At 44.4% G+C, this 21,021-nt stretch carries 25 protein-coding genes and 1 other annotated feature; of the genes, 21 read left to right on the top strand and 4 right to left on the bottom strand.

Going from position 1 to position 21,021, the window contains the following annotated elements:
- The first annotated feature begins 5 nt into the window (after positions 1-5).
- From ATG71_RS09545 to ATG71_RS09585, 9 genes are all read left to right on the top strand, one after another.
- A complete protein-coding gene (locus ATG71_RS09545; protein WP_098439385.1) occupies positions 6-494 on the top strand; it encodes a hypothetical protein in 489 nt (162 codons plus the stop codon).
- Between the two features lie 248 nt (positions 495-742).
- Positions 743-1,081: a PadR family transcriptional regulator gene (locus ATG71_RS09550; RefSeq protein ID WP_098439386.1), complete on the top strand. Its 339-nt coding sequence runs from the start codon at positions 743-745 to the stop codon at positions 1,079-1,081.
- A gap of 1 nt (position 1,082) precedes the next feature.
- A complete protein-coding gene (locus ATG71_RS09555) occupies positions 1,083-1,427 on the top strand; it encodes a DUF1048 domain-containing protein (RefSeq protein ID WP_098439387.1) in 345 nt (114 codons plus the stop codon).
- Positions 1,428-1,565: 138 nt separating this feature from the next.
- On the top strand, positions 1,566-2,327 hold the full coding sequence (locus ATG71_RS09560) for an ABC transporter ATP-binding protein (protein WP_098439388.1): 762 nt from the start codon (positions 1,566-1,568) through the stop codon (positions 2,325-2,327).
- 1 nt (position 2,328) lies between these two features.
- Positions 2,329-3,078, top strand: coding sequence for an ABC transporter permease (locus tag ATG71_RS09565; protein ID WP_098439389.1), 750 nt, complete (start codon positions 2,329-2,331; stop codon positions 3,076-3,078).
- 278 nt (positions 3,079-3,356) lie between these two features.
- A complete protein-coding gene (locus tag ATG71_RS09570; protein WP_286162963.1) occupies positions 3,357-3,680 on the top strand; it encodes a DUF3291 domain-containing protein in 324 nt (107 codons plus the stop codon).
- A 162-nt stretch (positions 3,681-3,842) separates the two neighbouring features.
- Positions 3,843-4,244, top strand: a complete 402-nt coding sequence (locus ATG71_RS09575; RefSeq protein WP_098439390.1) for a hypothetical protein — start codon at positions 3,843-3,845, stop codon at positions 4,242-4,244.
- Between the two features lie 31 nt (positions 4,245-4,275).
- The gene (locus ATG71_RS09580) at positions 4,276-4,623 is read left to right on the top strand and encodes a VOC family protein (protein WP_098439391.1); all 348 of its coding nucleotides are present in this window, start codon (positions 4,276-4,278) and stop codon (positions 4,621-4,623) included.
- A gap of 11 nt (positions 4,624-4,634) precedes the next feature.
- Entirely contained in the window at positions 4,635-5,711 is a 1,077-nt protein-coding gene (locus tag ATG71_RS09585) for a DUF3626 domain-containing protein (protein WP_098439392.1), read from the top strand.
- 310 nt (positions 5,712-6,021) lie between these two features.
- On the opposite strand, the gene ATG71_RS23355 is transcribed toward ATG71_RS09585, so the two are convergent.
- Positions 6,022-6,174, bottom strand: a complete 153-nt coding sequence (locus ATG71_RS23355) for a hypothetical protein (protein ID WP_179886504.1) — start codon at positions 6,172-6,174, stop codon at positions 6,022-6,024.
- 317 nt (positions 6,175-6,491) lie between these two features.
- On the opposite strand from ATG71_RS23355, the gene ATG71_RS23700 reads away from it, so the two are divergent.
- The 4 genes from ATG71_RS23700 (at position 6,492) to ATG71_RS09600 (ending at position 11,790) form a co-directional block, all read left to right on the top strand.
- Positions 6,492-6,581, top strand: coding sequence for a putative holin-like toxin (locus tag ATG71_RS23700; RefSeq protein WP_219927342.1), 90 nt, complete (start codon positions 6,492-6,494; stop codon positions 6,579-6,581).
- Between the two features lie 273 nt (positions 6,582-6,854).
- Positions 6,855-7,110: a binding site (T-box leader), on the top strand.
- 51 nt (positions 7,111-7,161) lie between these two features.
- The gene (gene ileS / locus ATG71_RS09590; protein WP_098439393.1) at positions 7,162-10,254 is read left to right on the top strand and encodes an isoleucine--tRNA ligase; all 3,093 of its coding nucleotides are present in this window, start codon (positions 7,162-7,164) and stop codon (positions 10,252-10,254) included.
- A gap of 103 nt (positions 10,255-10,357) precedes the next feature.
- Positions 10,358-11,041 carry an HAD family hydrolase gene (locus ATG71_RS09595; protein ID WP_098439394.1) on the top strand — a complete coding sequence of 228 codons (684 nt, stop codon included), beginning with the start codon at positions 10,358-10,360 and terminating at the stop codon, positions 11,039-11,041.
- 77 nt (positions 11,042-11,118) lie between these two features.
- Complete coding sequence (locus tag ATG71_RS09600; protein WP_098439395.1) at positions 11,119-11,790, top strand: CPBP family intramembrane glutamic endopeptidase; 672 nt, start codon at positions 11,119-11,121, stop codon at positions 11,788-11,790.
- A gap of 73 nt (positions 11,791-11,863) precedes the next feature.
- On the opposite strand, the gene ATG71_RS09605 is transcribed toward ATG71_RS09600, so the two are convergent.
- Together ATG71_RS09605 and ATG71_RS09610 are read right to left on the bottom strand one after the other, a co-directional pair.
- Entirely contained in the window at positions 11,864-12,208 is a 345-nt protein-coding gene (locus tag ATG71_RS09605; protein ID WP_098439396.1) for a GIY-YIG nuclease family protein, read from the bottom strand.
- 16 nt (positions 12,209-12,224) lie between these two features.
- Positions 12,225-12,971, bottom strand: coding sequence for a DUF2087 domain-containing protein (locus ATG71_RS09610; protein WP_098439397.1), 747 nt, complete (start codon positions 12,969-12,971; stop codon positions 12,225-12,227).
- A 256-nt stretch (positions 12,972-13,227) separates the two neighbouring features.
- Between ATG71_RS09610 and ATG71_RS09615 the strand changes: the two genes are divergently transcribed.
- From ATG71_RS09615 to ATG71_RS09640, 6 genes are all read left to right on the top strand, one after another.
- The gene (locus ATG71_RS09615; protein ID WP_098439398.1) at positions 13,228-14,232 is read left to right on the top strand and encodes an ATP-binding cassette domain-containing protein; all 1,005 of its coding nucleotides are present in this window, start codon (positions 13,228-13,230) and stop codon (positions 14,230-14,232) included.
- Positions 14,229-15,035, top strand: coding sequence for an ABC transporter permease (locus tag ATG71_RS09620; RefSeq protein ID WP_098439399.1), 807 nt, complete (start codon positions 14,229-14,231; stop codon positions 15,033-15,035). The genes ATG71_RS09615 and ATG71_RS09620 overlap by 4 nt, the downstream gene beginning before the upstream one ends.
- 107 nt (positions 15,036-15,142) lie before the next feature.
- Positions 15,143-15,823 carry a response regulator transcription factor gene (locus ATG71_RS09625; protein WP_098439400.1) on the top strand — a complete coding sequence of 227 codons (681 nt, stop codon included), beginning with the start codon at positions 15,143-15,145 and terminating at the stop codon, positions 15,821-15,823.
- Positions 15,820-16,938 (top strand): sensor histidine kinase, encoded by a 1,119-nt coding sequence (locus ATG71_RS09630; RefSeq protein WP_098439401.1) that lies wholly within the window; start codon positions 15,820-15,822, stop codon positions 16,936-16,938. The genes ATG71_RS09625 and ATG71_RS09630 overlap by 4 nt, the downstream gene beginning before the upstream one ends.
- Positions 16,925-17,506, top strand: coding sequence for a GNAT family N-acetyltransferase (locus tag ATG71_RS09635; protein WP_098439402.1), 582 nt, complete (start codon positions 16,925-16,927; stop codon positions 17,504-17,506). The genes ATG71_RS09630 and ATG71_RS09635 overlap by 14 nt, the downstream gene beginning before the upstream one ends.
- Positions 17,507-17,594: 88 nt before the next feature.
- The gene (locus ATG71_RS09640) at positions 17,595-18,413 is read left to right on the top strand and encodes a nucleotidyltransferase domain-containing protein (RefSeq protein WP_098439403.1); all 819 of its coding nucleotides are present in this window, start codon (positions 17,595-17,597) and stop codon (positions 18,411-18,413) included.
- A 277-nt stretch (positions 18,414-18,690) separates the two neighbouring features.
- On the opposite strand, the gene ATG71_RS23360 is transcribed toward ATG71_RS09640, so the two are convergent.
- The gene (locus ATG71_RS23360; RefSeq protein WP_179886505.1) at positions 18,691-18,864 is read right to left on the bottom strand and encodes a hypothetical protein; all 174 of its coding nucleotides are present in this window, start codon (positions 18,862-18,864) and stop codon (positions 18,691-18,693) included.
- A gap of 197 nt (positions 18,865-19,061) precedes the next feature.
- Here ATG71_RS23360 and ATG71_RS09645 point away from each other — a divergent pair, with 197 nt between their 5' ends.
- Both ATG71_RS09645 and ATG71_RS09650 read left to right on the top strand, forming a co-directional pair.
- On the top strand, positions 19,062-20,252 hold the full coding sequence (locus ATG71_RS09645) for a sensor histidine kinase (RefSeq protein WP_179886506.1): 1,191 nt from the start codon (positions 19,062-19,064) through the stop codon (positions 20,250-20,252).
- Positions 20,252-20,908, top strand: a complete 657-nt coding sequence (locus tag ATG71_RS09650) for a response regulator (RefSeq protein ID WP_098439405.1) — start codon at positions 20,252-20,254, stop codon at positions 20,906-20,908. Before ATG71_RS09645 ends, ATG71_RS09650 begins: the two co-directional genes overlap by 1 nt.
- Positions 20,909-21,021 lie beyond the last annotated feature (113 nt).

Consider the following 21,021-nt stretch of genomic DNA (forward strand, 5'->3'; position numbering starts at 1 on the left):
GGTCAATGATTAACAGGATGGGATTATTGAAGGTAACTAAACGGAAAATATTTATCGCTGCACTATTTTTTGCTTCCATTTTGATCATACTATTTGTTTGGTCAGAACTCCGTGGCAGGATGTATGATCTACATTACACTCCAAAGGACAACTATGCTTTCAAGACACCCACAAAAGTTCCATTTGCTGAAATGAAGGTCTCGGATTTTTCAGTTGTAGAGGATCAACGGGAAGCGGAAATGTCGTTAGTAAACACAGATAAAAATATGATGGATATCCGAATTACTTCATCAAAACCAGAGTATGCAGCCGATAAGATCGAAAAGGTGAAGATCGGACATGATATATACGGAGATTTCATCCCGAATGACTCGGGTAGAAGAGTCATTACCTGGAAAGATGACAGGTATTATGAAGTGATTTATTACCCTAAACTAACCCCAAAAGAAGTGAGTAAAACACAGTTGATTCAAACGGCAGAGTCCTTTCAATAAAATCCGTGTTAATGAAGAAGGCACACCCAGTCCAGGAAAGCGAGCACCTGTAGCGGAAATCAACCACTACTCGCTTGATCAATAGAAGAATTTTCGAAAATATACTTAAATATCTACCATAAAAGCTGAAGATGAAAAAACATTCTTCAGCTTTTATAAATTGGGTTGACACCATCCACTACTTTGTCATACTATAGAGTGGTAGTTAGTATTACCGAGTACGGAATGAAAATACAGGGGGTGAATGTTTGGAAAACTTCACAGAAATGCTGAAAGGGGTTCTTGAAGGCTGTGTCCTTGAGATCATCAGCCGTGGCGAAACGTATGGGTATGAGATCACGCAGCAGCTGAGAGAACTTGGTTTCACGGATGTGGTGGAAGGAACCGTATACACCATTACCATGAGACTTGAAAAAAATAATCTGGTGAATATTGAAAAGAAGAAAAGCACTGTAGGGCCGCCGAGGAAATTCTATACCCTGAATGAAGCCGGTCATGAAAAGCTCAAGATTTTCTGGGGGAAATGGGAATTCCTTTCAAGCAAGATGAACGAACTCAAATCAAAAGAAATCATAAGGAGAGGTTAAGATGAAATTTATTGAAAAGATTACTGGAAGTATGGCCGACAAGCGTGAATGGAGAGCGATGGAAGCCCGTGCGAAAACAATGCCAGATGAGTACCTCAATGCCTACAAGGCAATTCAGAAATATATGTGGACAGCAGGGGGACTCACGGACTGGAAGGACACGAGCCGGATCTTTAATGGCATTCTGGATCTGTTCGAGGAAGGGGCAGCGGAAGGCAAGGAAGTCACTGACCTCACTGGGGAAGACGTAGCCGGATTTTGTGATGAACTGGTAAAAGACTCGGAAACGTGGAGTGACAAGTACCGGGCGAAGTTGAACGATTCGATCGGTCGTGGAAAGAAGTGAATCCAATCGGTTATACCGACTGAATGGCGGGTGAAAATGCAGAACCAAGACTATTCAGTTGTTTTTTTTACCATAGTAGTAAGTGATACTGATTACCGGTAACACTAAGTAGTGTTTAAAATAAAAGGAGGATAAAACATGAGTCATGCAGCGATTTCAGTAAAAGGATTGAAAAAGTCGTTCAAAGACAAGGAAGTCTTAAAGGGTGTGGATTTTGAGGTGAAGCGCGGGGAGATATTTGCGCTTCTCGGTTCCAATGGGGCGGGTAAGACAACGATTGTCAATATCCTTTCGACGTTATTGAATGCCGATAGCGGCAGTGGGAGTGTGTGCAGCTTTGATGTGCAGCATCAGCCTGATCAGATCCGTCGGATTATCAGTCTGACAGGTCAGTTTGCTGCCCTGGATGGTATCCAGACAGGTAGGGAAAATCTGATCATGATTGCGAAGTTACGGGGAGTGTCCAATCCGTCCCGAGTCGCAGAGGACCTCCTGACTCGTTTCAGTCTGACGGACGCCGCCGACAGACGGGCGGATACGTATTCAGGCGGGATGAAGCGCCGGCTTGATATCGCCATGAGCCTGATCGGGGCGCCGCCTGTCATTTTTCTCGATGAGCCGACGACAGGCCTGGACCCGGAAGCCCGGATGGAAGTCTGGGAAACCGTCAAGGAGCTTGCCGGTGCCGGGACGACTATCTTATTGACGACCCAGTACCTGGAGGAAGCGGAACAGCTGGCGGACCGCATCGCCATCCTTCATGGAGGGAAAATCATTACGACAGGTACCCTTACTGAACTGAAGGAAATGTTCCCACCTGCAAAAGTGGAATATATCGAGAAGCAGCCGACACTCGAGGAAATCTTCCTCTCGATCATTGGCAAAAAAGGAGGAAATTGAAATGAACAGTAACACAGGGGTATTATTCAGTCGATTGATGCGAGGTATTTTACGGAGTCCTGATACGATTATCACGGTTGCCGTCACTCCGATTATGATGCTATTGTTGTTCGTCTATGTATTTGGAGGTGCGATCGAGACGGGGACGGACAGCTACGTGAATTACTTGTTACCCGGAATTTTGCTGATTACGATTGCCTCCGGTGTCGCTTATACATCGCACCGGCTCTTTACGGATGCAAAGAGCGGGCTGATGTCGCGTTTTATGACGATGCCGATTAAACGCTCCTCGATTTTATGGGCACACGTGCTGACATCCCTAGTATCCAATCTGCTTGCCGTGATGGTGGTCATTCTTGTTGCACTGCTGATGGGCTTTCGTACAGGTGCTGATGTGTTGGAATGGCTGGCGGTCATAGGCGTACTGGTCCTGTTTACGCTCGCTCTGACATGGCTTGCGGTGATTCCGGGTTTGACGGCAAACTCGATGGAAGGGGCGACGGCATATTCATATCCATTGATCTTCCTGCCGTTTATCAGTTCTGCCTTTGTTCCAACGGAAACGATGCCAACCGTTGTACGGGTGTTCGCAGAGAATCAGCCTGTGACTTCGATCGTGAATGCGATTCGTGCCCTTTTATATGGAGGGACGATCGGCAGTGAGATTTGGACCTCCCTTGCCTGGTGTACCGGCATCATGGTCATTACTTATTTCATTGCCAGTAGGATATTTAATCGCCAGTTAGGGTGAGCATTGAAGAAAAAGGAAAATGAGAGTTACTGTTAAAGAATCTATATAACTACCAGGATGCAGGTGGACGCAAGAGAGTTTGGTACTGTTAAATAGCAGCCAAACGGTCTTTTGTGTTCTTTTTTTTGTGGAGGTGAATAGGTTACTATTTTCAAAGTTTTTTGCGCTAAATGGAGGAAGTATCTTGATGGAAATGGAATACCAATAATATGGCATTTGGCTTAGATTTTGTTCCACATGAATAGATCTGAACAAAGACTGTAACGGGAGGAATGTGTATGGCATTCGTTTCAATCTATACTGTTGGCAGGTTAACACACCCTCATGACCATCCGGTATCTCGTGAATTTTATGACGTGGGATTTAGAGTGATGCGTCAGGCTTATGTATCAGGACATCTCATCGAAGAGTTTTCTTCAGATGGTGTCTCGTTACCCGAAGAAGAAGAAGGAAGTGGTTACCCAGTCCTGACATTGACGATATGGAAAAACCTGAAATCCTTATATAGTTTTACTTATGCGGGGAAGCACAGTCAGGCACTGCGGAACAGGAACAAATGGATGGAGCCTGATGATGGGAAACATTCTTCGTATGTAGTCTGATGGACAGAGAGGGTCAAGGATGTTTCATGGGAGGAAGCTTTTACAAGATACCATTATTATCTTGAACATCAAGCTACTCCTTTTGCGTTTGATTTAAAGAGAGCATTTGATGAGAGTGGAAAACCGTGTATTCTTAAGAAAAACTGAAAGAAGGTCTTTTACATGCTTGATTTGCAAACTCTCTTAATTGACTTTACCAAAATGCACGATGAATTTATCAGGGATTGGAGTCATGCGATGAGTTCGGGTGACACTTCTTCAGTGGAAAGAATGACAGAGGATTACTATGTTGCATTTTTTAATAGGGGAAATGAAAAACCAATTATTTTCAACAAAATAGAAGCTATAGAAGGTATGAAACAATCGGTCAGCCATTATTCAGGGGCGGAAAAAAGGTTTGAAAACAGAGTCATTCGATTAAGGAATAGCGAGAATGCAGTCGTTTTTTATGAACAATTAATTGTAAAAGAAGAGGAAGTAGTAGCACGATTATTTACCATCGAAAATTGGGGATTAGTAGATGGGAAATGGATGGTTATAAGGGAAACAGAAGAACCGATTTAATAATGTAGAAAACGAAAGGGAGCGATTTTTAATGATAAAAGGTTTCGGGGGAATCTTTTGGAGAACGAAAAACATGGATGCGTTAAAGAAATGGTACAGTGAAGTGTTGAAGATTGAAATGGGAGATTGGAACGGAACCATGATTAAACCGGATCCGGAAAATGAAACGATCTTTTCTTTCTTTAAAGAAGATGACCCATACTTCCCGACAGAACAGCAGGTCATGCTGAATTTCCAGGTACATGATCTGAACGAAATGATGCAACACCTTGAACGGGTGGGTGTACCCCTTGCAAAGGAAAAAGAAGTAAGTGAATTCGGTCAGTTTATTTGGATTAAAGATCCTGAAGGCAGGCTGATTGAGCTTTGGGAGAAATAAGGAGAGCCTTTATGGAGTTAACTTCTTCACAGCGTCAGGCAATCGATTACTTTACAGCCTATGCCAAAAAGTATAAAAGAGATGCGGAGGCTACCATTCATCATGTCCTGAACATGTCCAATATTTCAGTTGAAATGTTGGATCAGGCAGTCCATCATATTAAAACTCACGCACAGATCGGTTTGCACTTCCATCCGGATCGACCGACTTCCACGATGAAGACCGTTGCCCAGTCCATTCATGAAAATGGTGAATATAAGAGTCAGTTTGAAACATTCATATCGAATGGAAAGGTGTCCCCCCATTCAGGTGGTGACCGGGATAGGTGGGAAGAGAGTATGTTTGGAGGAGCTTACCAATCGGACGGTACATTGATGAGCGAACGGCCAAAGTACGGGGCATTGAATCTGATGTTACATCCGGATGGTCCTTCCCCTCGCTTTGGCTCATGCTATTTTTTGCTGAGCCCTAACGTATCCTCACGCTCTACCTATACATATTTGGACTCCCATCAAAACCCACTTGAGAAGGGGACGTATCAAGCATTTGATATGATTATGGCTGCTCTTTTGGAAGAAATATTTTTAAGGGATTTTGCACTGGGAGAGAAGGATTTGACTCCGACGAAGTTCATTCATCATGTATTGAATCATCTGGAACATGGCAGGGTAGGACACGTGGCCAATCGAAACCTGAATCATTACATAGAATCCCAGATTCACGGGCCGATTTCACTGAAAGAAGATGTGGAAGTGCTGGTTGCCGATCCATCCTTTAAGGACACGATTGTTGGTGAAACCCTTGAGGAAATGTGCTCGACATATGCCATCGATCTTCAGTGGCATATGGGTTTTATCCTGCATGTGGATGATATTCCTGCTGACTTCAGGGGACCATCCATGCCCTCGTTGGCAAAGCGGATCGCTTATAAAGATAGGATTGATGCCCACACAATCGGGTCAGCCGTCATGAATTTGAAACGAGATCCAGATTCCTGGAGTGATCGGGGTACTTACGAAGACGTGCTGCAGGAATTAAAGCTTTTATGGCATGTTTTGGTGAAATACGGAAGACCAAATGTGAAGTAATTGAGGGGGGGCCAAGATGAAAAAAACATCCGTGACCGCAGTAGCTTTAAGTATAATATTGATTTGTGTTCTATCAAACGAATACTCTTTTCATCATGCCAAGCAGTCTTGTATCAAAAATGATAAAACTCCAACCATGGAAAAGTCCTTTCTCTCTTTTCACTGGAGTGTATCTTTTCAATGATAGAGTCAGACCTGTTTTAGAGAAGCTATGATAAAAGCCCGTCCGAGCAAAGTTTTTTGCCGGACGGGTGATGGTCGTACACTGAGATGGATGACTCCTGTAAGTATCACGTTCTTTCAGTCTTGTTTACTTCGCTTTAACCAACCGAAGTTCTTCCACCTTTGCTAATACACATTTCTTCTCTTTCGAACTCAATTCCACATATTCAGAATCGTAGATCCAAAATATGGTGTACAACTCTTCTTCGTATTCTACAATATCGCCGAGATTATATTTCATTTTCTCTCCTTGAAGAAGACGATCCATTCTCAGTGGACAGTGTATATTTTACCATTACTATAGGACTATAAACGTTTTAAAAATTTCATTGAGGGACCATTCAGGTTGGATTTTATATCGATACCTCAGGCGCACGCTGAAATTTACCTTTCATTATTCTTCTAAGAATGTATGAAGCCTACCCCACCAAATTTCCACACCGGTCCTTTCGGAAGGGAGCAAACACATGTTTGTCTGTGATATAATGGAAGGACACAACATAATACGGAAGATGGGGTAGCGGCTCACACTCCCGAGTGAAGGGAGGTGATACGCTAATGATTGCTGTAGGAGATGTATTGCAGATTATGATTGCCTTTGGAACATTGATTGTAGCAATTGTCGCGGTTACGCAAAAAAAGAAGTAACCATCGTCCCCACCGCTCATGAGGATCATTGATGATTACTTCTGTTTCGATTGACTCTGAGTGAGCCGCTGCACTTTCCATGCAGTTTATGTTGTGGAGGAGTCCTGATTGCCGTCAGGGCTCCTTTTTTTAGTGTACTTAACTACTTTTATTATATACATAACTCCATTCGTTAGTAAAGAATAGTGAATATATGGATTGTTTTTCGCCCAAAATAAAATAAAGCATTGACAAATTTAACCTGTTTCGTATAGATTATTTATAATATAACACTTACATTCCATGACGAGAACGAGTAGGTATGGAGTCTGTTCTACAGAGAGTTGACGAGTTGGTGGAAGTCAACGTTCAGATCATATTGAATATCCTCTCCGAGAAGCAAAGCTGAAGGTACTTTAAGCTTTGACGGGTTTCCGCCGTTACAAGGAACGCGTATGATTGTACGTTGAATGAGCGCTGTCACGTAAACTTTAATCGTGTTTATGGACAGAATCAGGGTGGTATCGCGGGTTACAAACTCGTCCCTAACTTAGGTTAGGGGCGGGTTTTTTTATTTTATAAAAAATGAAGGTGTGATGACATGGAGAAGGTCAATGTAAACGAAAAGTCGGTAGATAGGGAGCAGCGGATCCAGGATTTCTGGCATTCGAATCATATTTTTGAAAAGTCAGTGGCCAACCGTGAAGGGGAAAAGACATTTGTGTTCTACGAAGGTCCCCCGACGGCAAACGGTCTTCCGCATGCCGGGCATGTCCTCGGCCGTGTGATCAAAGATTTCGTCGCCAGGTATCAAACGATGCGGGGGTATCACGTGAAACGTAAGGCAGGCTGGGATACCCACGGACTGCCGGTGGAGCTTGGTGTTGAAAAGAAAATCGGCGTCTCCGGTAAACAGGAAATCGAGGAGTACGGTGTAGAGAAATTCATTGAAGAATGTAAAAAGAGTGTGTTCGATTATGAGAGACAGTGGCGCACATTTACCGAGGCAATCGGATACTGGGTGGATATGGACGATCCCTATGTGACCCTTCAAAATGACTATATCGAAAGTGTCTGGCACATCCTTTCAAAAATCCATGAGAAAGGATTGCTCTATCAGGGGCATCGGGTCGTCCCATACTGTCCGAGCTGCCAAACGTCCCTCAGTTCCCATGAGGTGGCTCAAGGATATAAGGATGTAAAAGATCTTTCCGCGACGGCTAAATTCAAGGTTGTTGGGAAAGAAAATGAATACTTTCTGGGATGGACGACGACACCGTGGACGCTTCCATCAAATGTGGCACTAGCCGTCCATGAAGACGTGGATTACGTGAAAGCGAGGCGCGGGGAAGAGACGTATATCCTGGCGGAAAACCTTGTGGATACTGTTCTCGGAGACGACTTCGAAGTGGTAAGTGAGCATAAAGGACGCGAATTTGTTGGCGTTTCGTATCAACCTCCGTTCAACAATCTTACGCTTGACCGCGGCCATGAAGTGATTTCGGCAGGGTTTGTAACGGATGACAGCGGGACCGGTATCGTTCACCTGGCACCCGCACACGGTGAAGATGATTACAATGCCATCAAAGAAAGCGGATTGGACTTCGTCAATATCGTGGATGAAAAAGGTTGTTACACCAGTGATTTCAAGCCTCTCCAAGGGGAATTCACAAAGGACAGCGATGTGAAGATCATTAAGATGCTGGCAGACAGCAATCTTCTTTTTGCCAAAGAAAAGTACGAACACAGCTATCCGCACTGCTGGCGCTGTGACTCACCGCTCATCTACTACGCAATGGAAGGCTGGTTCATCAAAACAACGGCCATAAAAGACACGATCATCAAGAACAACCAATCCGTCGAGTGGTATCCGGATCATATGAAAGAAGGCCGCTTCGGGAAATTCCTCGAAAATATGGTCGATTGGAACCTGGGAAGAAACCGTTACTGGGGAACACCGCTGAACGTCTGGGTTTGCGGGGATTGTGACCATCAGTTCGTTCCGGGGAGCGTTGCAGAGCTGAAAGCACATGCGAAATGCGGCTGGAGAGAAGGTCTTGAGCTTCATAAACCGTATGTCGACGAAGTGACCGTGGAATGTCCATCCTGCTCCCAAGATATGAAGAGGACGAAAGAAGTCATCGATGTCTGGTTCGACAGCGGTTCGATGCCATTTGCACAGTATCATTATCCATTCAAAAATGAAGAGTTATTCCAACAACAATTCCCGGCGGATGTGATCGCAGAAGGAGTGGACCAGACGAGGGGATGGTTCTACAGCCTGTTGACGGTTTCGTCACTCTTCACCGGAAAAGCTCCTTATAAACGGGTCTTATCACTCGGGCACATCCTCGATGAAGACGGACGGAAAATGTCCAAGAGTAAAGGGAATGTCATGAATCCAATGGAACTTGTCGATAAGTTTGGGGCCGATGCTCTCAGATGGGCATTGCTCACAGACAGTGCTCCATGGAACAATAAACGCTTCTCGGAGAACGTCGTCAGTCAGGCAAAATCGAAGCTTGTGGACACGCTGAATAACGTGCATTCCTTTTATACCCTGTATGCTGTGATCGATGGTTTCGATCCTAAAAAACAGGAAGCCGGAACTCCTTCTCTGCTTGATCAGTGGATGTTATCACGATTGAATTCCGTGATCACAAATGTTACGGAGCATTTAGATGGGTATGACTTTACGGCAGGAGCAAGAGAATTATCCATCCTGGTGGATCAGGTGAGTAACTGGTATATCCGCCGGTCCCGTGAACGCTTCTGGAGCGAAGGGTTGGATGAAGATAAACTGGCGGCGTACCACACGTTACATCGGGTATTGGTCAGTTTGAGCCGGTTACTGGCACCGTTCACCCCGTTCATCGCAGAAGATATCCATATGAACCTGACGGGTGAAAGCGTGCATCTGGCCGATTTTCCGAAAGCCGAGGTTGAGAAAATCAACGCGGCCCTCGAAATGGAAATGGATCATGTGCTGCAGGTTGTCGAGCTTGCCCGTTCTGCCCGGAATATGACAAGCATCAAAACGAAGCAGCCATTATCAGCACTTACAGTTGTTGGTTCAAAACAAGATACAGAGAAACTCCATAAATATGAATACATCATTAAAGATGAAATCAATGTGAAGAACGTTCAATTGCAGGACAATGCAGGAGATTCCGTACAGTATGAACTGAAGCTGAATTTCCCTACTGCCGGTCCGAAACTCGGGAAGCTGGTGGGGTTGGTGCAAAAGCAATTACAAACGTTATCTTCCGAAGAAGCGAAGAAGGCTGTGGAACAAGGGTTTGTTCAAATTGAGTCTCCTAACGGGGAGAAGGTTTCGGTGGAGAAGGACGATCTGATCGTTCATCAAAAGACCCATCAAGGCCTGGAAATGGCTTCAAATTCTCAGTTCAGCGTATTCCTGGATACAACCATCACAGAAGATCTGCGGAAAGAAGGGAAAGCCCGTGAGTTGGTTCGTGCCGTTCAGCAATACCGTAAAGAGTTGAATCTGCCGGTGGAACAGCGCGTGGATCTTGTGTTGGATGTGGATGATTCGATGAAAGAGGTAGTGAAGCAGTTTGAAGATTTACTGCAGGGCAGTCTCTTGATCAAGAGCATGACGTTTGAGAAAAGAGAAAGCATGAAGACAGTCGATTTGGATGGAGATCAGTTAGGGATCTTTGTAGGAGTGTAATGCAATGAAGGGCTTACCCAAACCGGGAAAGCCCTTTTCTAGTTAGATTTATCTTGAGTAAGTGGTGATAATTTGAAATAATTGGTAGGGAGGAGTGGTGGATATGAGGAAATACAAAGCTATGCTGTTTGATTTAGATGATACTTTACTCGATCGAAATCAGGCAGTGGATAACATATTTATTGTTTTGTTGGAAGAGTGTTATGGGAATGTAGAGCATACGTTGAAAGCGGAAATGCTGCGTAAGTTCAAGATGTATGACAATAAAGGCTACGGCGTCAGTGATAAAACAGCTGTATTTGAAGCGTTTTTTGATGAATTTCCACCGGTATATCGGTTGCCGCAGCCTCAAGAATTCTGGAATCAACAATTTCCTCAATGTTTTTCGATCAGTGAGCATACCGTTAATCTTCTGAAAGCCATCCAGGAGTATATGAAGGTGGCCATCATCACAAACGGAACGATACATAGGCAAAAAGCGAAAATCGTGAATACCGGTTTACATGAATATTTTGATGTCATTTTGATTTCCGAGGAAGTTGGATTGGAGAAGCCTGATCCACGCATTTTCCACTTGGCGCTAAATAAGCTTCAAGTCCAGCCGGAAGACGCATTATTCGTCGGGGATAACCTGGTGAAGGATGTTTTTGGGCCACAAGCTGCAGGTCTCAAGGGTATATGGTTCAATCCAAGTGGAATGGAAAATGATTCTGATATAAAGCCAGATGATGAGATTCAATCGTTGGATGCACTGTTACATTATTTAACTCCTAAACAATTGACCTGATGAATACGTATATCAATGAGAAAGCCTTGCATAAGATCATTCTGGAAAAGAAGTTATAGCAGAGGGGAGGGGATTCCATGCTAAACAGTTCATCTGCACATAAACCAATACCTGTTACGGCAGATGCATCGACCATTAGATTTAAAGCGCTATTAATCTATGTGGCCATATTGGCTCTCCCAGGTTATTTCATCAATCAACTGCCTCTTCAAAATTATGACGGACTGAAAGGTCTCATTTGGTTTTTGTATTTTATGGCCGTCACGCTGGGTTATAAGAATATCAGGACGTTCATCTCGCCCCTCATGAAAGTGGAAGTCTTTAAGAAACCAGGAACCTACCTATGGATTTTTCTCACCTTTATGCTTCCTTACGTATTATTGCACCTATGTCTCCATTTTGAAGTATTGCTCGACAAATATTATATTTTTTACTACAACAATCATATGTTCCATGCAAGCAGCTGGGGAGAGACGGTCGATGTGGCTGTCCTCACACCGATCTCGGAAGAAATTGTATTCAGGGGCATTTTGTTGACGGTCCTTTTAAAATTCGTAAAGCCATTTTGGGCAGTCGGCATTACATCGATCTTATTTGGACTCATCCACCCATCGGAGATTTGGATGTTCACTGTACTCGCTGGTTTCCTTTTAACGCTGACGGCTTATAAAACCAAATCGATCCTGCCGGCGATGGTGGCTCATTCATTGTGGAATCTATATATGGTGCAGTTGTTTCAATATTTTTAAAAACTTATAAGAGAAAGAAAAAGACAGGCAGGATATTCATCTTACCTGTCTTTATTTAAAAGAGTGCTAACTTCTAATTATATCCCTGTTCCCCATAAGGCCGCACTTTCTCCAACCACTTTTCCTCCAGCTCAGCCAGAGCTTCTTTCTCCGTAACAAATGGATCATCATTCTTTTTCAATTTCTCCAGCACCTCAAAGGTAAAAGCGTCTTTGCCAAACTCTTTCCATGCCGTTTGTAACGCTTTACTGGTAGTGAATCCATTGTTTTCGAGCATGAACTTAATCCCGTTCAAGGTCTTCAAGTTCTTCGTGCTTCCGATATAAATTTTATTGTTTTGCATGTTTGTAATTTGAAAGACCCCTGCTTCAACCGGTGTTTCTTTGTATTGTTGTTTTAACTCCCGTTTTCGATCCATGGTACAGACCTCCCGTTTATTTTTTTACCCAATATTGGCTTCCGTCGGATTTCCGGTCGAGTAAGCCGTATTCAATCATGTATCTTCTGATGAGAACGTAATCTTCATAAATGCCTTTTAGTACCCCGTTCAATTCTTTTTCATCGTACACATGGTCTTTTTTCAACTGTTTCGAGATCTCACGAAGGACGACGAGCCTTTGTTTTTCCTTTGGGGGAAATTTCGTCAATGTCCCGTCGGTGAAGTATTTCTTCAGTATGTGATCCTGTTCGTCCTGAGTGACGTTGTATCGTTCGTCTACCATAGTGGCGGTTTGATGAACAGGTACAAACGTCGGGGCGTTCTCATCTTTTTCTTTCAGTAACTCCATCATGGTCAGAAAGGTCTTGGCCTGACGCTCCTTTTCTTTTAAAGCAAACCGGTGATGACGGATGGTGGACGCACTTCCGATCTCCAATTCTTCCTGAATGTCCTTATCATTTTTCCCTTGATAAAAGAGGGTCAATAAACGCTTTTGGTGATCGGTCAGACCCGTGAGCTTTTTATCCATCCCGATTAAATAATCGAACACAGAAATATGCGTACGTTCAATATGAACACCCATATATTTTTCTGCCAGGTAAAATCGATCTTCGTGTGGATAGACCATGCCTTTTTCAATACTCTCTCCGCACAAAAGACAAACAAATGCATCCTCTTCTTCCATATAGCCTTTTTTCATTTCGTCCAAAGAGGCACTCCAAAACAGGTTGGAAAGCTCCATTTGTAAACACTTCCTATTCTTTTAACTACTATATTAAACGTTAGTTTATATTGTTTGTTAATTTATAAACATAATATAATTTTGTTTGGTTATTGTCAATGGGTACTCGACCGTTCTTCATTCCTGCCAAGTTCATATTCAGTTCATATAAATGATTTATACTTCTGGTTAGTTAAGAAAAGCTCATGGATATCTTTGTGCCAGGTTTCATACAAAGATCGATCAAAGGGAGCGTAAATCGAGGAGGATAACAAAGATGAAAGATATATCGATAGGAAACAAGGAATGGGCCTTGGAGGCAAAAGGGCTGGTCAAATCCTTTGGTGACAACCGGGCAGTGGATGGGGTGGATCTTTATGTGAAGCCGGGTACGATTTATGGGGTGCTTGGTCCGAATGGAGCAGGCAAGACGACCACGATCCGGATGATTGCGACGCTTCTAAAGGCAGATGCCGGGACGGCACGCATATTTGGACATGATGTGTTGAAGGAGCCTCAGATTGTACGGCAGTTAATCGGGGTCACGGGACAATATGCATCCGTGGATGAGTCTCTGAGTGCGACGGAGAACTTGATGATTTTCTCCCGATTATTAGGGTTGAGCAGGGGAGAGGCAAAACGTAAATCAGCGGAGTTATTAGAGGAGTTCGGATTAACGGAAGCAGCGAAACGGCCATTGAAGCATTTCTCAGGAGGGATGCGCCGCCGTCTGGATCTAGCCGCTAGCCTGATTGCCCACCCGCCTCTCATTTTCCTCGATGAACCGACGACGGGTCTGGATCCGCGCACGCGTAATCAGATGTGGGACACGATCCGGAAGCTTGTGAAATCCGGGTCAACGGTATTATTGACCACACAATATCTTCAAGAAGCGGATGAATTGGCGGACCGGGTTGCCGTCATCGATCATGGAAAGGTGGTGGCAGAAGGGACAGTCGATGAACTGAAAGGATCGATCGGCACTTCATCCTTACATGTCAGCATTGAGGATGAACAGAATATCCCGGGTGCACGCCAGTTAGTGGAAAAGATCTTGAATGTCCGGTCGGCCATATCCGCAGAAGGGGGCAAGATCACAGCGCCACTGGGGAATATCAACCTGGTGACAGATCTGTTGATTGCCTTGAGGGAGGCGGGTATCGAGCTTGCGGAGATGAGTGTTCAGAAGCCGTCCCTCGATGAAGTCTTCCTGACCATTACATCTGATAAGAAAGATATAACAACCAATCATTGGGGAAATAAAAAGGAGGCGTTGGGATGAAGCAGTCTACAATTCACCATGCAAGCTTAAGTAACCGTACCAGTTTGAAGCAAACGGTAATGAATTCATTAACCATGGCGTTTCGAGGATTATTAAAGATACGTCGTACACCAGAGCAGTTATTTGATGTGACGCTGCAGCCGATTATCTTCACCCTTATGTTTACGTATATGTTTGGAGGGGCGATTTCCGGGGATGTGCAGAGCTATTTACCTGTCATCATCCCGGGAATTCTTGTCCAGACGGTCATCACCACCTCTATCGTGACAGGTGTCCAGCTAAGGGAGGACATGGATAAGGGAGTGTTTGACCGGTTCAAGTCACTGCCGATAGCGCGGATCGCTCCCCTCGCCGGAGCACTGCTGGCCGATACAATCCGATACACGATTGCAACAGTCCTGACATTCTCGATGGGGTATATCATGGGATATCGCCCGGAAGCGGGATTTGGATTCGTGATTCTTGCCGGACTCCTGGTCATTGCCTGTTCATGGGCGATCAGCTGGATCTTTGCCTTCTTTGGAGTCATTTCGAGAACCGCTTCGAGTGTTCAGGGGATCTCCATGCTTGTCCTGTTCCCACTCACATTTCTCTCGAATGCATTCGTACCTGCGGAAACATTGCCGAATTGGCTCCAGTGGTTTGTCAAATTCAATCCGATATCGCATCTTGTCACTGCTGTCAGGGAACTGACAAACGCAGGGACCGTAGGCTGGGACCTGACCATTTCCCTTCTTGGTGCTGTATTGATTGTAGCAGTCTTTGCTCCCATTACGGTGAAGGCCTATATGAAGCAGACTTGAAAATATAGTAAAATGTGAATATCTAATCAAATTCGGACCAAACAGGTCACCCCTTTATGGGGCAGCTGTTCAGAAACATCATCATGTAAAAAAAAGGAATGAATAATGTGGCCAAAATATTGATCGTAGATGACGACTCGCATATCCGGGAATTAGTTCGTGTCCTCCTTACGAAAGAGGGGATTTTCATACAAGAAGCGGGAGATGGAGAGGAGGCGCTTGCTATCCTTGGTTCTACGAAAATGGATCTGATCATCCTCGATATCATGATGCCGAATATGGATGGCTGGACGTTTTGTAAAGAGGTCAGAACCTATTATTCCGAGAACATCCCGATTTTGATGTTGACGGCAAAAGGGGAAACCGCCCAGAAAGTGAAAGGATTTGACCTCGGGACAGACGACTATATGGTGAAACCGTTCGCACCCGCTGAACTGACAGCAAGGGTAAAAGCCCTTCTCAAACGATCACAGGTCTCCATTGCGAACCGGATCGAATTAGACGGAGTGGTGATTGATCGTGAATCATATAAAGTATTGATTAAAGATCGGGATATCACATTGCCTCTTAAAGAGTTTGAACTATTATTCAAGCTTGCCCTCAATGAGGGAAAGACTTTTTCAAGAGAGCAGTTGATTGAAGATATTTGGGGATACGATTATGAAGGGGATGAAAGGACAGTTGATGTTCACATCAAGCGTCTTCGTCAGCGATTTAACGGGGTTCACTGTCCGTTTAAAATCACCACGATACGGGGTCTCGGGTACCGGTTGGAGGTCCACGAATGAAGCTGCCGGAATACGTGAAGCGGATACTGGGGATGTTGGCTGTAGTGACGGCTTTGACTGTGATGTGGTCCCTTTCCTATTGGATCACAGAAACCCTTTATGACGCTATCCATACTCGTCCTCACGAATTTGCAAGACTGCTCATCAACTCCATTCTCGGGTTCTTTCTATTTGGATGCAGCGTATTTCTCATTACCCAAATCAAGTGGGTGAAAAATCGGCAAGATCGATTCCTGCATCCGATGATTCAAGCGATGAAGATGATGGCGGAGGGAAACTTCAATATTGATCTTTCGTATTACCGAAATCAATTTAATGACCGTGGGGATCATCCTTATTACAAGATCATCGACAGCATTACCCACATGGCAGATCGACTGGGCGAGATGGAAGAAATGCGTCAGGAATTCATTTCAAATGTCTCTCATGAAATTCAGTCACCCCTTGCCTCGATCAGCGGCTTTGCCCATGCGTTGAAGAACGACAGTCTCAATCCTAAGGAGAGGGAGAGGTATCTTCATATCATTGAAATGGAAAGCGTAAGACTGTCTAAATTAAGTGATAATCTATTAAAGCTGACTTCCCTTGAGGATGACCATTTCACCCTGGACCGGGAAGAATACCGACTGGATCATCAGCTTCGCCGAATCATTCTTGCCAATGAACCGCAATGGACCGAGAAAAAGATCAACATGGATATCAACCTCGAACATGTTACCGTCCATGCCGATAAGGACCTGATGGATCAGGTATGGACGAATCTCATCCATAACAGCATTAAATTCACTCCGGAACAAGGGACCATCAGCATTCGGGCATTTGCACAAACAGGTGGTAAAGTCATGGTGACCATCAAGGATACAGGAATAGGGATGGACCATGATAGCCGGATGCATATCTTTGAGAGATTTTACAAAGCGGACGAGTCCAGAAACAGGCACCTGGGAGGAAGCGGCCTTGGCCTCTCGATCGTGAAGAAAATCATCGACTTGCACAGAGGAGAGATACAGGTTGAGAGTGAATTGGGAAGAGGAACGGCCATGATCGTTTCTTGTGATCCGAATCAAGTTACTCTAAATAAAGGTGGAGAGGGCGAAAAGGATGAGCAACGTTAAAAAAATACCATGTGAAAATATTACAGAGGACCTCATTGAAGAATATGAAAATAAGGGGTTTGAACTGGTTTCCCAAGAATACGTGATGGAGCACTCCTTAATAGACATTCCTCAGATTGAACCCCCTTTTCCTTTGACTGTCATAAGTTGGTCAACGGCGTTGGAAAGAGGTTTCTATGAAGTCTATCAGGCTTCCTTCAAGGACCGACCAGGTTTTCCTGGCTGGTCGATGGAAAAATGGGTGGAATGGGTATCCACCGGTGGAGATTTTCTGCGAGAGCGATCCTATTTAGCAACCGTAAATAACGAGTCGGTAGGATTCATCACCGCTGGTAAAGAATCCGACAAGATTGGTTTTATCATTCAAGTGGGAGTGATTCCGGAGTGGCGGGGGAAGGGAATTGCTGCGATACTGACATGCAAATGCCTGGAGGCTTTTCGTTTAGATGGCATGATATCCGCCATACTTCATGTGAATCAAAACAATCCAAGAGCCATAAAGCTATATGAATCGTTAGGATTTAAGATAGCTTGTAAAAGGGGTACGTTTGAAAAGAAAGATGATTGAAGGCGTCTCCGGAATGAGTATAAAAAGGAGATTGTTCAATAAGAATAAAATCTAACTTACAGGATTCACCCATATGGAGGGACTAATCTTGAAAGAAAAAATCATCGACGTCATCAAACAAATTGAAATTGATCATGGTGTGAAAATTCTATTCGCCTGCGAATCAGGAAGCAGGGCGTGGGGCTTTCCTTCAAAGGAAAGCGACTATGATGTCCGCTTCATTTATATTCATCAGCCGGAATGGTATTTGTCCATTGATCGGAAAAGGGATGTGATTGAAATTCCTGCAATGGGTTCAGTTTCCATTCCTGTGGACCCGTTGTTGGATATGAGTGGGTGGGAGCTGACGAAGGCATTGAGATTATTCAGGAAATCGAATCCTTCTCTTCTCGAGTGGCTCCAATCAACGATTGTCTACTACAAGTCTTATTCCACGATTGATCAAATGAAGGAACTGGAGCAGAAGATCTTTTCCCCCGTTTCCTGTATGCATCATTATTTGAGCATGGCGAAGGGCAATTTCCGGGATGATGTTCAGGGTGTTCAGGGAGAGGAAGTCAAGATCAAAAAGTATTTGAATGTACTTCGTCCCCTGCTGGCCGCCAAATGGATCGAGAAATATGATTCAATCCCGCCGCTTGAATTTCAAGAGCTGGTTGAAGAACTGGTGCCAGCGGGGGAATGGAAAGATTCGATCGCAAAATTGTTAAAACGGAAGAGAGCGGGAGAAGAAATATTTGTTGAAACGAAGATCGATACCATCAATGAGTATCTTCATAAAGAGATTGAACATTTGGAAGCGTATGTGAAGTCGTTAAATAAAGACACTCCTGATCCAACGGCTGAATTGGACATGTTGTTCAGAGGTGCGTTGAGGGAAGTGTGGATGGAGTTGGGAAAACGGTAATGGTGGAGGAATAGGGGGATGATTATACAACCACTGATTATCGACTGGTTTTTGTTAAAAATGTTAGAAATCATAGAATAATTGGTTGGAAGGGTTCAAGATTCGTTCAGACGCAAGAGTTCCAACCCTGCTCATGGGGTTGGAACTCCTTTTTGGTCGTAATGGTCTTGAAGAGAGAGGGGGAGAGGGATTAATTGCGTCATTTTCGTCGATGATTGCGTCATTTTCAAATTAAATGCGTCTTTCACCAAATAATACCAGTAATCCCCGCCTCTAACTAACGCCGTCCTGCTCCCTTACGACTCCCCCTATTAAACCAATACATAAGAAAAAATCCCAGTGTAAATCCACCACTCAACGTCAGGATCAAAGTCATCTCATAATCCCCAAGAAGGAATAAGAACATAAATATTATGATCCCGACAACAAATGGAAAGTACCAGCGATTCATCGGAACACCTCCTTGTTAATTTTTGTAATTTAGATTTATCGTTTTTTTACCCAACTACAGGGATTATAATCTTTTAGTGTCATAGTATCTTAACTACAAACCCCACCTTACCAAACCACACAAATAAGATTATAATGGTAATATCTTCTACCTCTATGTCCAGGCATGAAGAGAAATTTCACGATAGAGGTGATTCCATGAAACTGACATTCCTAAGCATTCTCCGCCTGATCATGTTCACCATGATCAGTTACATCTATTATTCTTCTGTTGGAACCCCATCGACTGCTCAAATTATTTATGTGATCGCAGCGGGAATCGGATTCATATTGAATCATTTTCTTATGGCGTCCACCCGGAATCAAACCTATTATCCTCTTGCCATCGATTTCATCCTGATTACGGGGTTTGTCTACTTTTATCCTGGATCTTCCCTTTATTTAATCTTATTCGGGGTAAATGCAGTGACGTTGTTTTTGTCTGCTAAAGACAAACGGGTCCTTTGGGGATTCAGCGTAGCCTTTTTCATCATTTGGTTCTGCTCTATGTACTATACTTATCAAGTGACAGGTACTTTTTCCTTTTTAGAAAATCTCATCAATTTCAGCTTAATCGTATTCGAAGCAGTTGTCGGTCGGCTTATACATAAACTGTTCCATGCACGGGCCAAAATCGAAACCCAGTACGGTGAGCTACAGGAGACCCATACGGCGTTGACCGCGGCTCACGAGCAGCTGCATCATTACTCAAAGCAAGTGGAGGAGTTGACCTTGATCCGGGAACGGAACCGGATCTCAGGGGAAATCCATGATACGGTCGGCCATAAAATGACAGCGCTCCTCGTTCAGCTTCAGGTAGCAAAGGAGCTGATGGATTCACGTCCTGACATGAGCAAACAAAAGATGGAGCTCTGTGAAGACCTGGCGAGGGAGACCCTTCAGGAAATCCGCCTGTCGGTCAGGACCTTGAAAGATCACGATCAACCCCAGTCCTTCGTCACGACGGTACGCAAATTGTTGGAGGATTATCAGAAGATGACAGGTCTCACCTCAAGGTTCACGGTCAAAGGGGATGTGTCAACCATCCCGATTTCCATCCAGCTCAGCCTGACAAGGGTCATCCAGGAATCGATTACCAATGCCGTACGTCACGGTCAGGCAAAAGAATGCAGCGTCGTGCTCGACGTTTCCGAGTCCAAGATCCAAATCAGCATTCAGGATGACGGAAAAGGGTCGGCGGACATCAATCCCGGATTCGGCTTGAAGAATATGAGGGACAGAATCCATGAACATGGAGGGACCACCGTATTTGAAAGCACGAAAGAAGGCTTCCGTGTGAAAGCAATGGTGCCGTTAATAGAGATGAAATGGCAAATGGGGGGATCATAATGGTCAGAATTTTAATTGTGGATGATCAGGAATTAATGAGGGACGGACTTGCTACGATATTAGATTTGAGACAGGAAATCGAGGTCGCAGGGGTTGCGTCGAATGGAAAGGAAGCGTTCGAGAAAGCAGGAGAGCTCCGTCCTGACATCGCACTGATGGATATCCGCATGCCAATCGCGAGCGGAGTGGAAGGAACGAAGCTTATTACCACCAACTATCCCGACATCAAGGTCCTCATGCTCACGACCTTCAATGACAGTGAGCTCATCTTTGAAGCATTGGAGGAAGGGGCAAGCGGTTACTTATTGAAGGATATGCCGACGGATGCCATCGTCCAGGCGATCATGACGGTTCAATCGGGGGGCATGGTGCTGCCGAAAGAACTGACGGCAGATATCGTAAGGGAAATGAGACGGAATCAGCCGGCAGAACAAATCAACACAGTCCCGGACATCGTGAAGGAACTGACGGAACGGGAGCTTGAGGTCCTAAATAAACTCGGCCTCGGACTGAACAACAAGGAAATTGCGGAGAAACTGTATATATCAGAAGGCACCGTAAAGAATCATGTATCCAATCTCATCAGCAAACTCGAGTTAAGGGACCGGACCCAGGCGGCTATCTTTGCCGTCCGCTATCACATCACGCATTATTAAACCATGACTTTTAGCATAGTATCCCTATGAAATACAGCTATCACAGCTGTATTTTTTTATGTTCAAATTCTATCTCTGGAGGGATTTGGAAAGAGGGGATCCCCGCTATACTT

The organism is Bacillus sp. es.034 (assembly GCF_002563655.1).
Taxonomy (GTDB): domain Bacteria; phylum Bacillota; class Bacilli; order Bacillales; family Bacillaceae_B; genus Rossellomorea.

Excerpts from the sequence above, each read along its gene's own strand:
- ATG71_RS09545 (WP_098439385.1), top strand. The coding sequence starts at position 6 with ATGATTAACAGGATGGGATTATTGAAGGTAACTAAACGGAAAATATTT.
- ATG71_RS09555 (WP_098439387.1), top strand. The coding sequence starts at position 1,083 with ATGAAATTTATTGAAAAGATTACTGGAAGTATGGCCGACAAGCGTGAA.
- ATG71_RS09560 (WP_098439388.1), top strand. The coding sequence starts at position 1,566 with ATGAGTCATGCAGCGATTTCAGTAAAAGGATTGAAAAAGTCGTTCAAA.
- ATG71_RS09565 (WP_098439389.1), top strand. The coding sequence starts at position 2,329 with ATGAACAGTAACACAGGGGTATTATTCAGTCGATTGATGCGAGGTATT.
- ATG71_RS09570 (WP_286162963.1), top strand. The coding sequence starts at position 3,357 with ATGGCATTCGTTTCAATCTATACTGTTGGCAGGTTAACACACCCTCAT.
- ATG71_RS09575 (WP_098439390.1), top strand. The coding sequence starts at position 3,843 with ATGCTTGATTTGCAAACTCTCTTAATTGACTTTACCAAAATGCACGAT.
- ATG71_RS09580 (WP_098439391.1), top strand. The coding sequence starts at position 4,276 with ATGATAAAAGGTTTCGGGGGAATCTTTTGGAGAACGAAAAACATGGAT.
- ATG71_RS09585 (WP_098439392.1), top strand. The coding sequence starts at position 4,635 with ATGGAGTTAACTTCTTCACAGCGTCAGGCAATCGATTACTTTACAGCC.
- ATG71_RS23355 (WP_179886504.1), bottom strand. The coding sequence starts at position 6,174 with ATGAAATATAATCTCGGCGATATTGTAGAATACGAAGAAGAGTTGTAC.
- ATG71_RS23700 (WP_219927342.1), top strand. The coding sequence starts at position 6,492 with ATGATTGCTGTAGGAGATGTATTGCAGATTATGATTGCCTTTGGAACA.
- ileS (WP_098439393.1), top strand. The coding sequence starts at position 7,162 with ATGGAGAAGGTCAATGTAAACGAAAAGTCGGTAGATAGGGAGCAGCGG.
- ATG71_RS09595 (WP_098439394.1), top strand. The coding sequence starts at position 10,358 with ATGAGGAAATACAAAGCTATGCTGTTTGATTTAGATGATACTTTACTC.
- ATG71_RS09600 (WP_098439395.1), top strand. The coding sequence starts at position 11,119 with ATGCTAAACAGTTCATCTGCACATAAACCAATACCTGTTACGGCAGAT.
- ATG71_RS09605 (WP_098439396.1), bottom strand. The coding sequence starts at position 12,208 with ATGGATCGAAAACGGGAGTTAAAACAACAATACAAAGAAACACCGGTT.
- ATG71_RS09610 (WP_098439397.1), bottom strand. The coding sequence starts at position 12,971 with ATGGAGCTTTCCAACCTGTTTTGGAGTGCCTCTTTGGACGAAATGAAA.
- ATG71_RS09615 (WP_098439398.1), top strand. The coding sequence starts at position 13,228 with ATGAAAGATATATCGATAGGAAACAAGGAATGGGCCTTGGAGGCAAAA.
- ATG71_RS09620 (WP_098439399.1), top strand. The coding sequence starts at position 14,229 with ATGAAGCAGTCTACAATTCACCATGCAAGCTTAAGTAACCGTACCAGT.
- ATG71_RS09630 (WP_098439401.1), top strand. The coding sequence starts at position 15,820 with ATGAAGCTGCCGGAATACGTGAAGCGGATACTGGGGATGTTGGCTGTA.
- ATG71_RS09635 (WP_098439402.1), top strand. The coding sequence starts at position 16,925 with ATGAGCAACGTTAAAAAAATACCATGTGAAAATATTACAGAGGACCTC.
- ATG71_RS23360 (WP_179886505.1), bottom strand. The coding sequence starts at position 18,864 with ATGAATCGCTGGTACTTTCCATTTGTTGTCGGGATCATAATATTTATG.
- ATG71_RS09645 (WP_179886506.1), top strand. The coding sequence starts at position 19,062 with ATGAAACTGACATTCCTAAGCATTCTCCGCCTGATCATGTTCACCATG.
- ATG71_RS09650 (WP_098439405.1), top strand. The coding sequence starts at position 20,252 with ATGGTCAGAATTTTAATTGTGGATGATCAGGAATTAATGAGGGACGGA.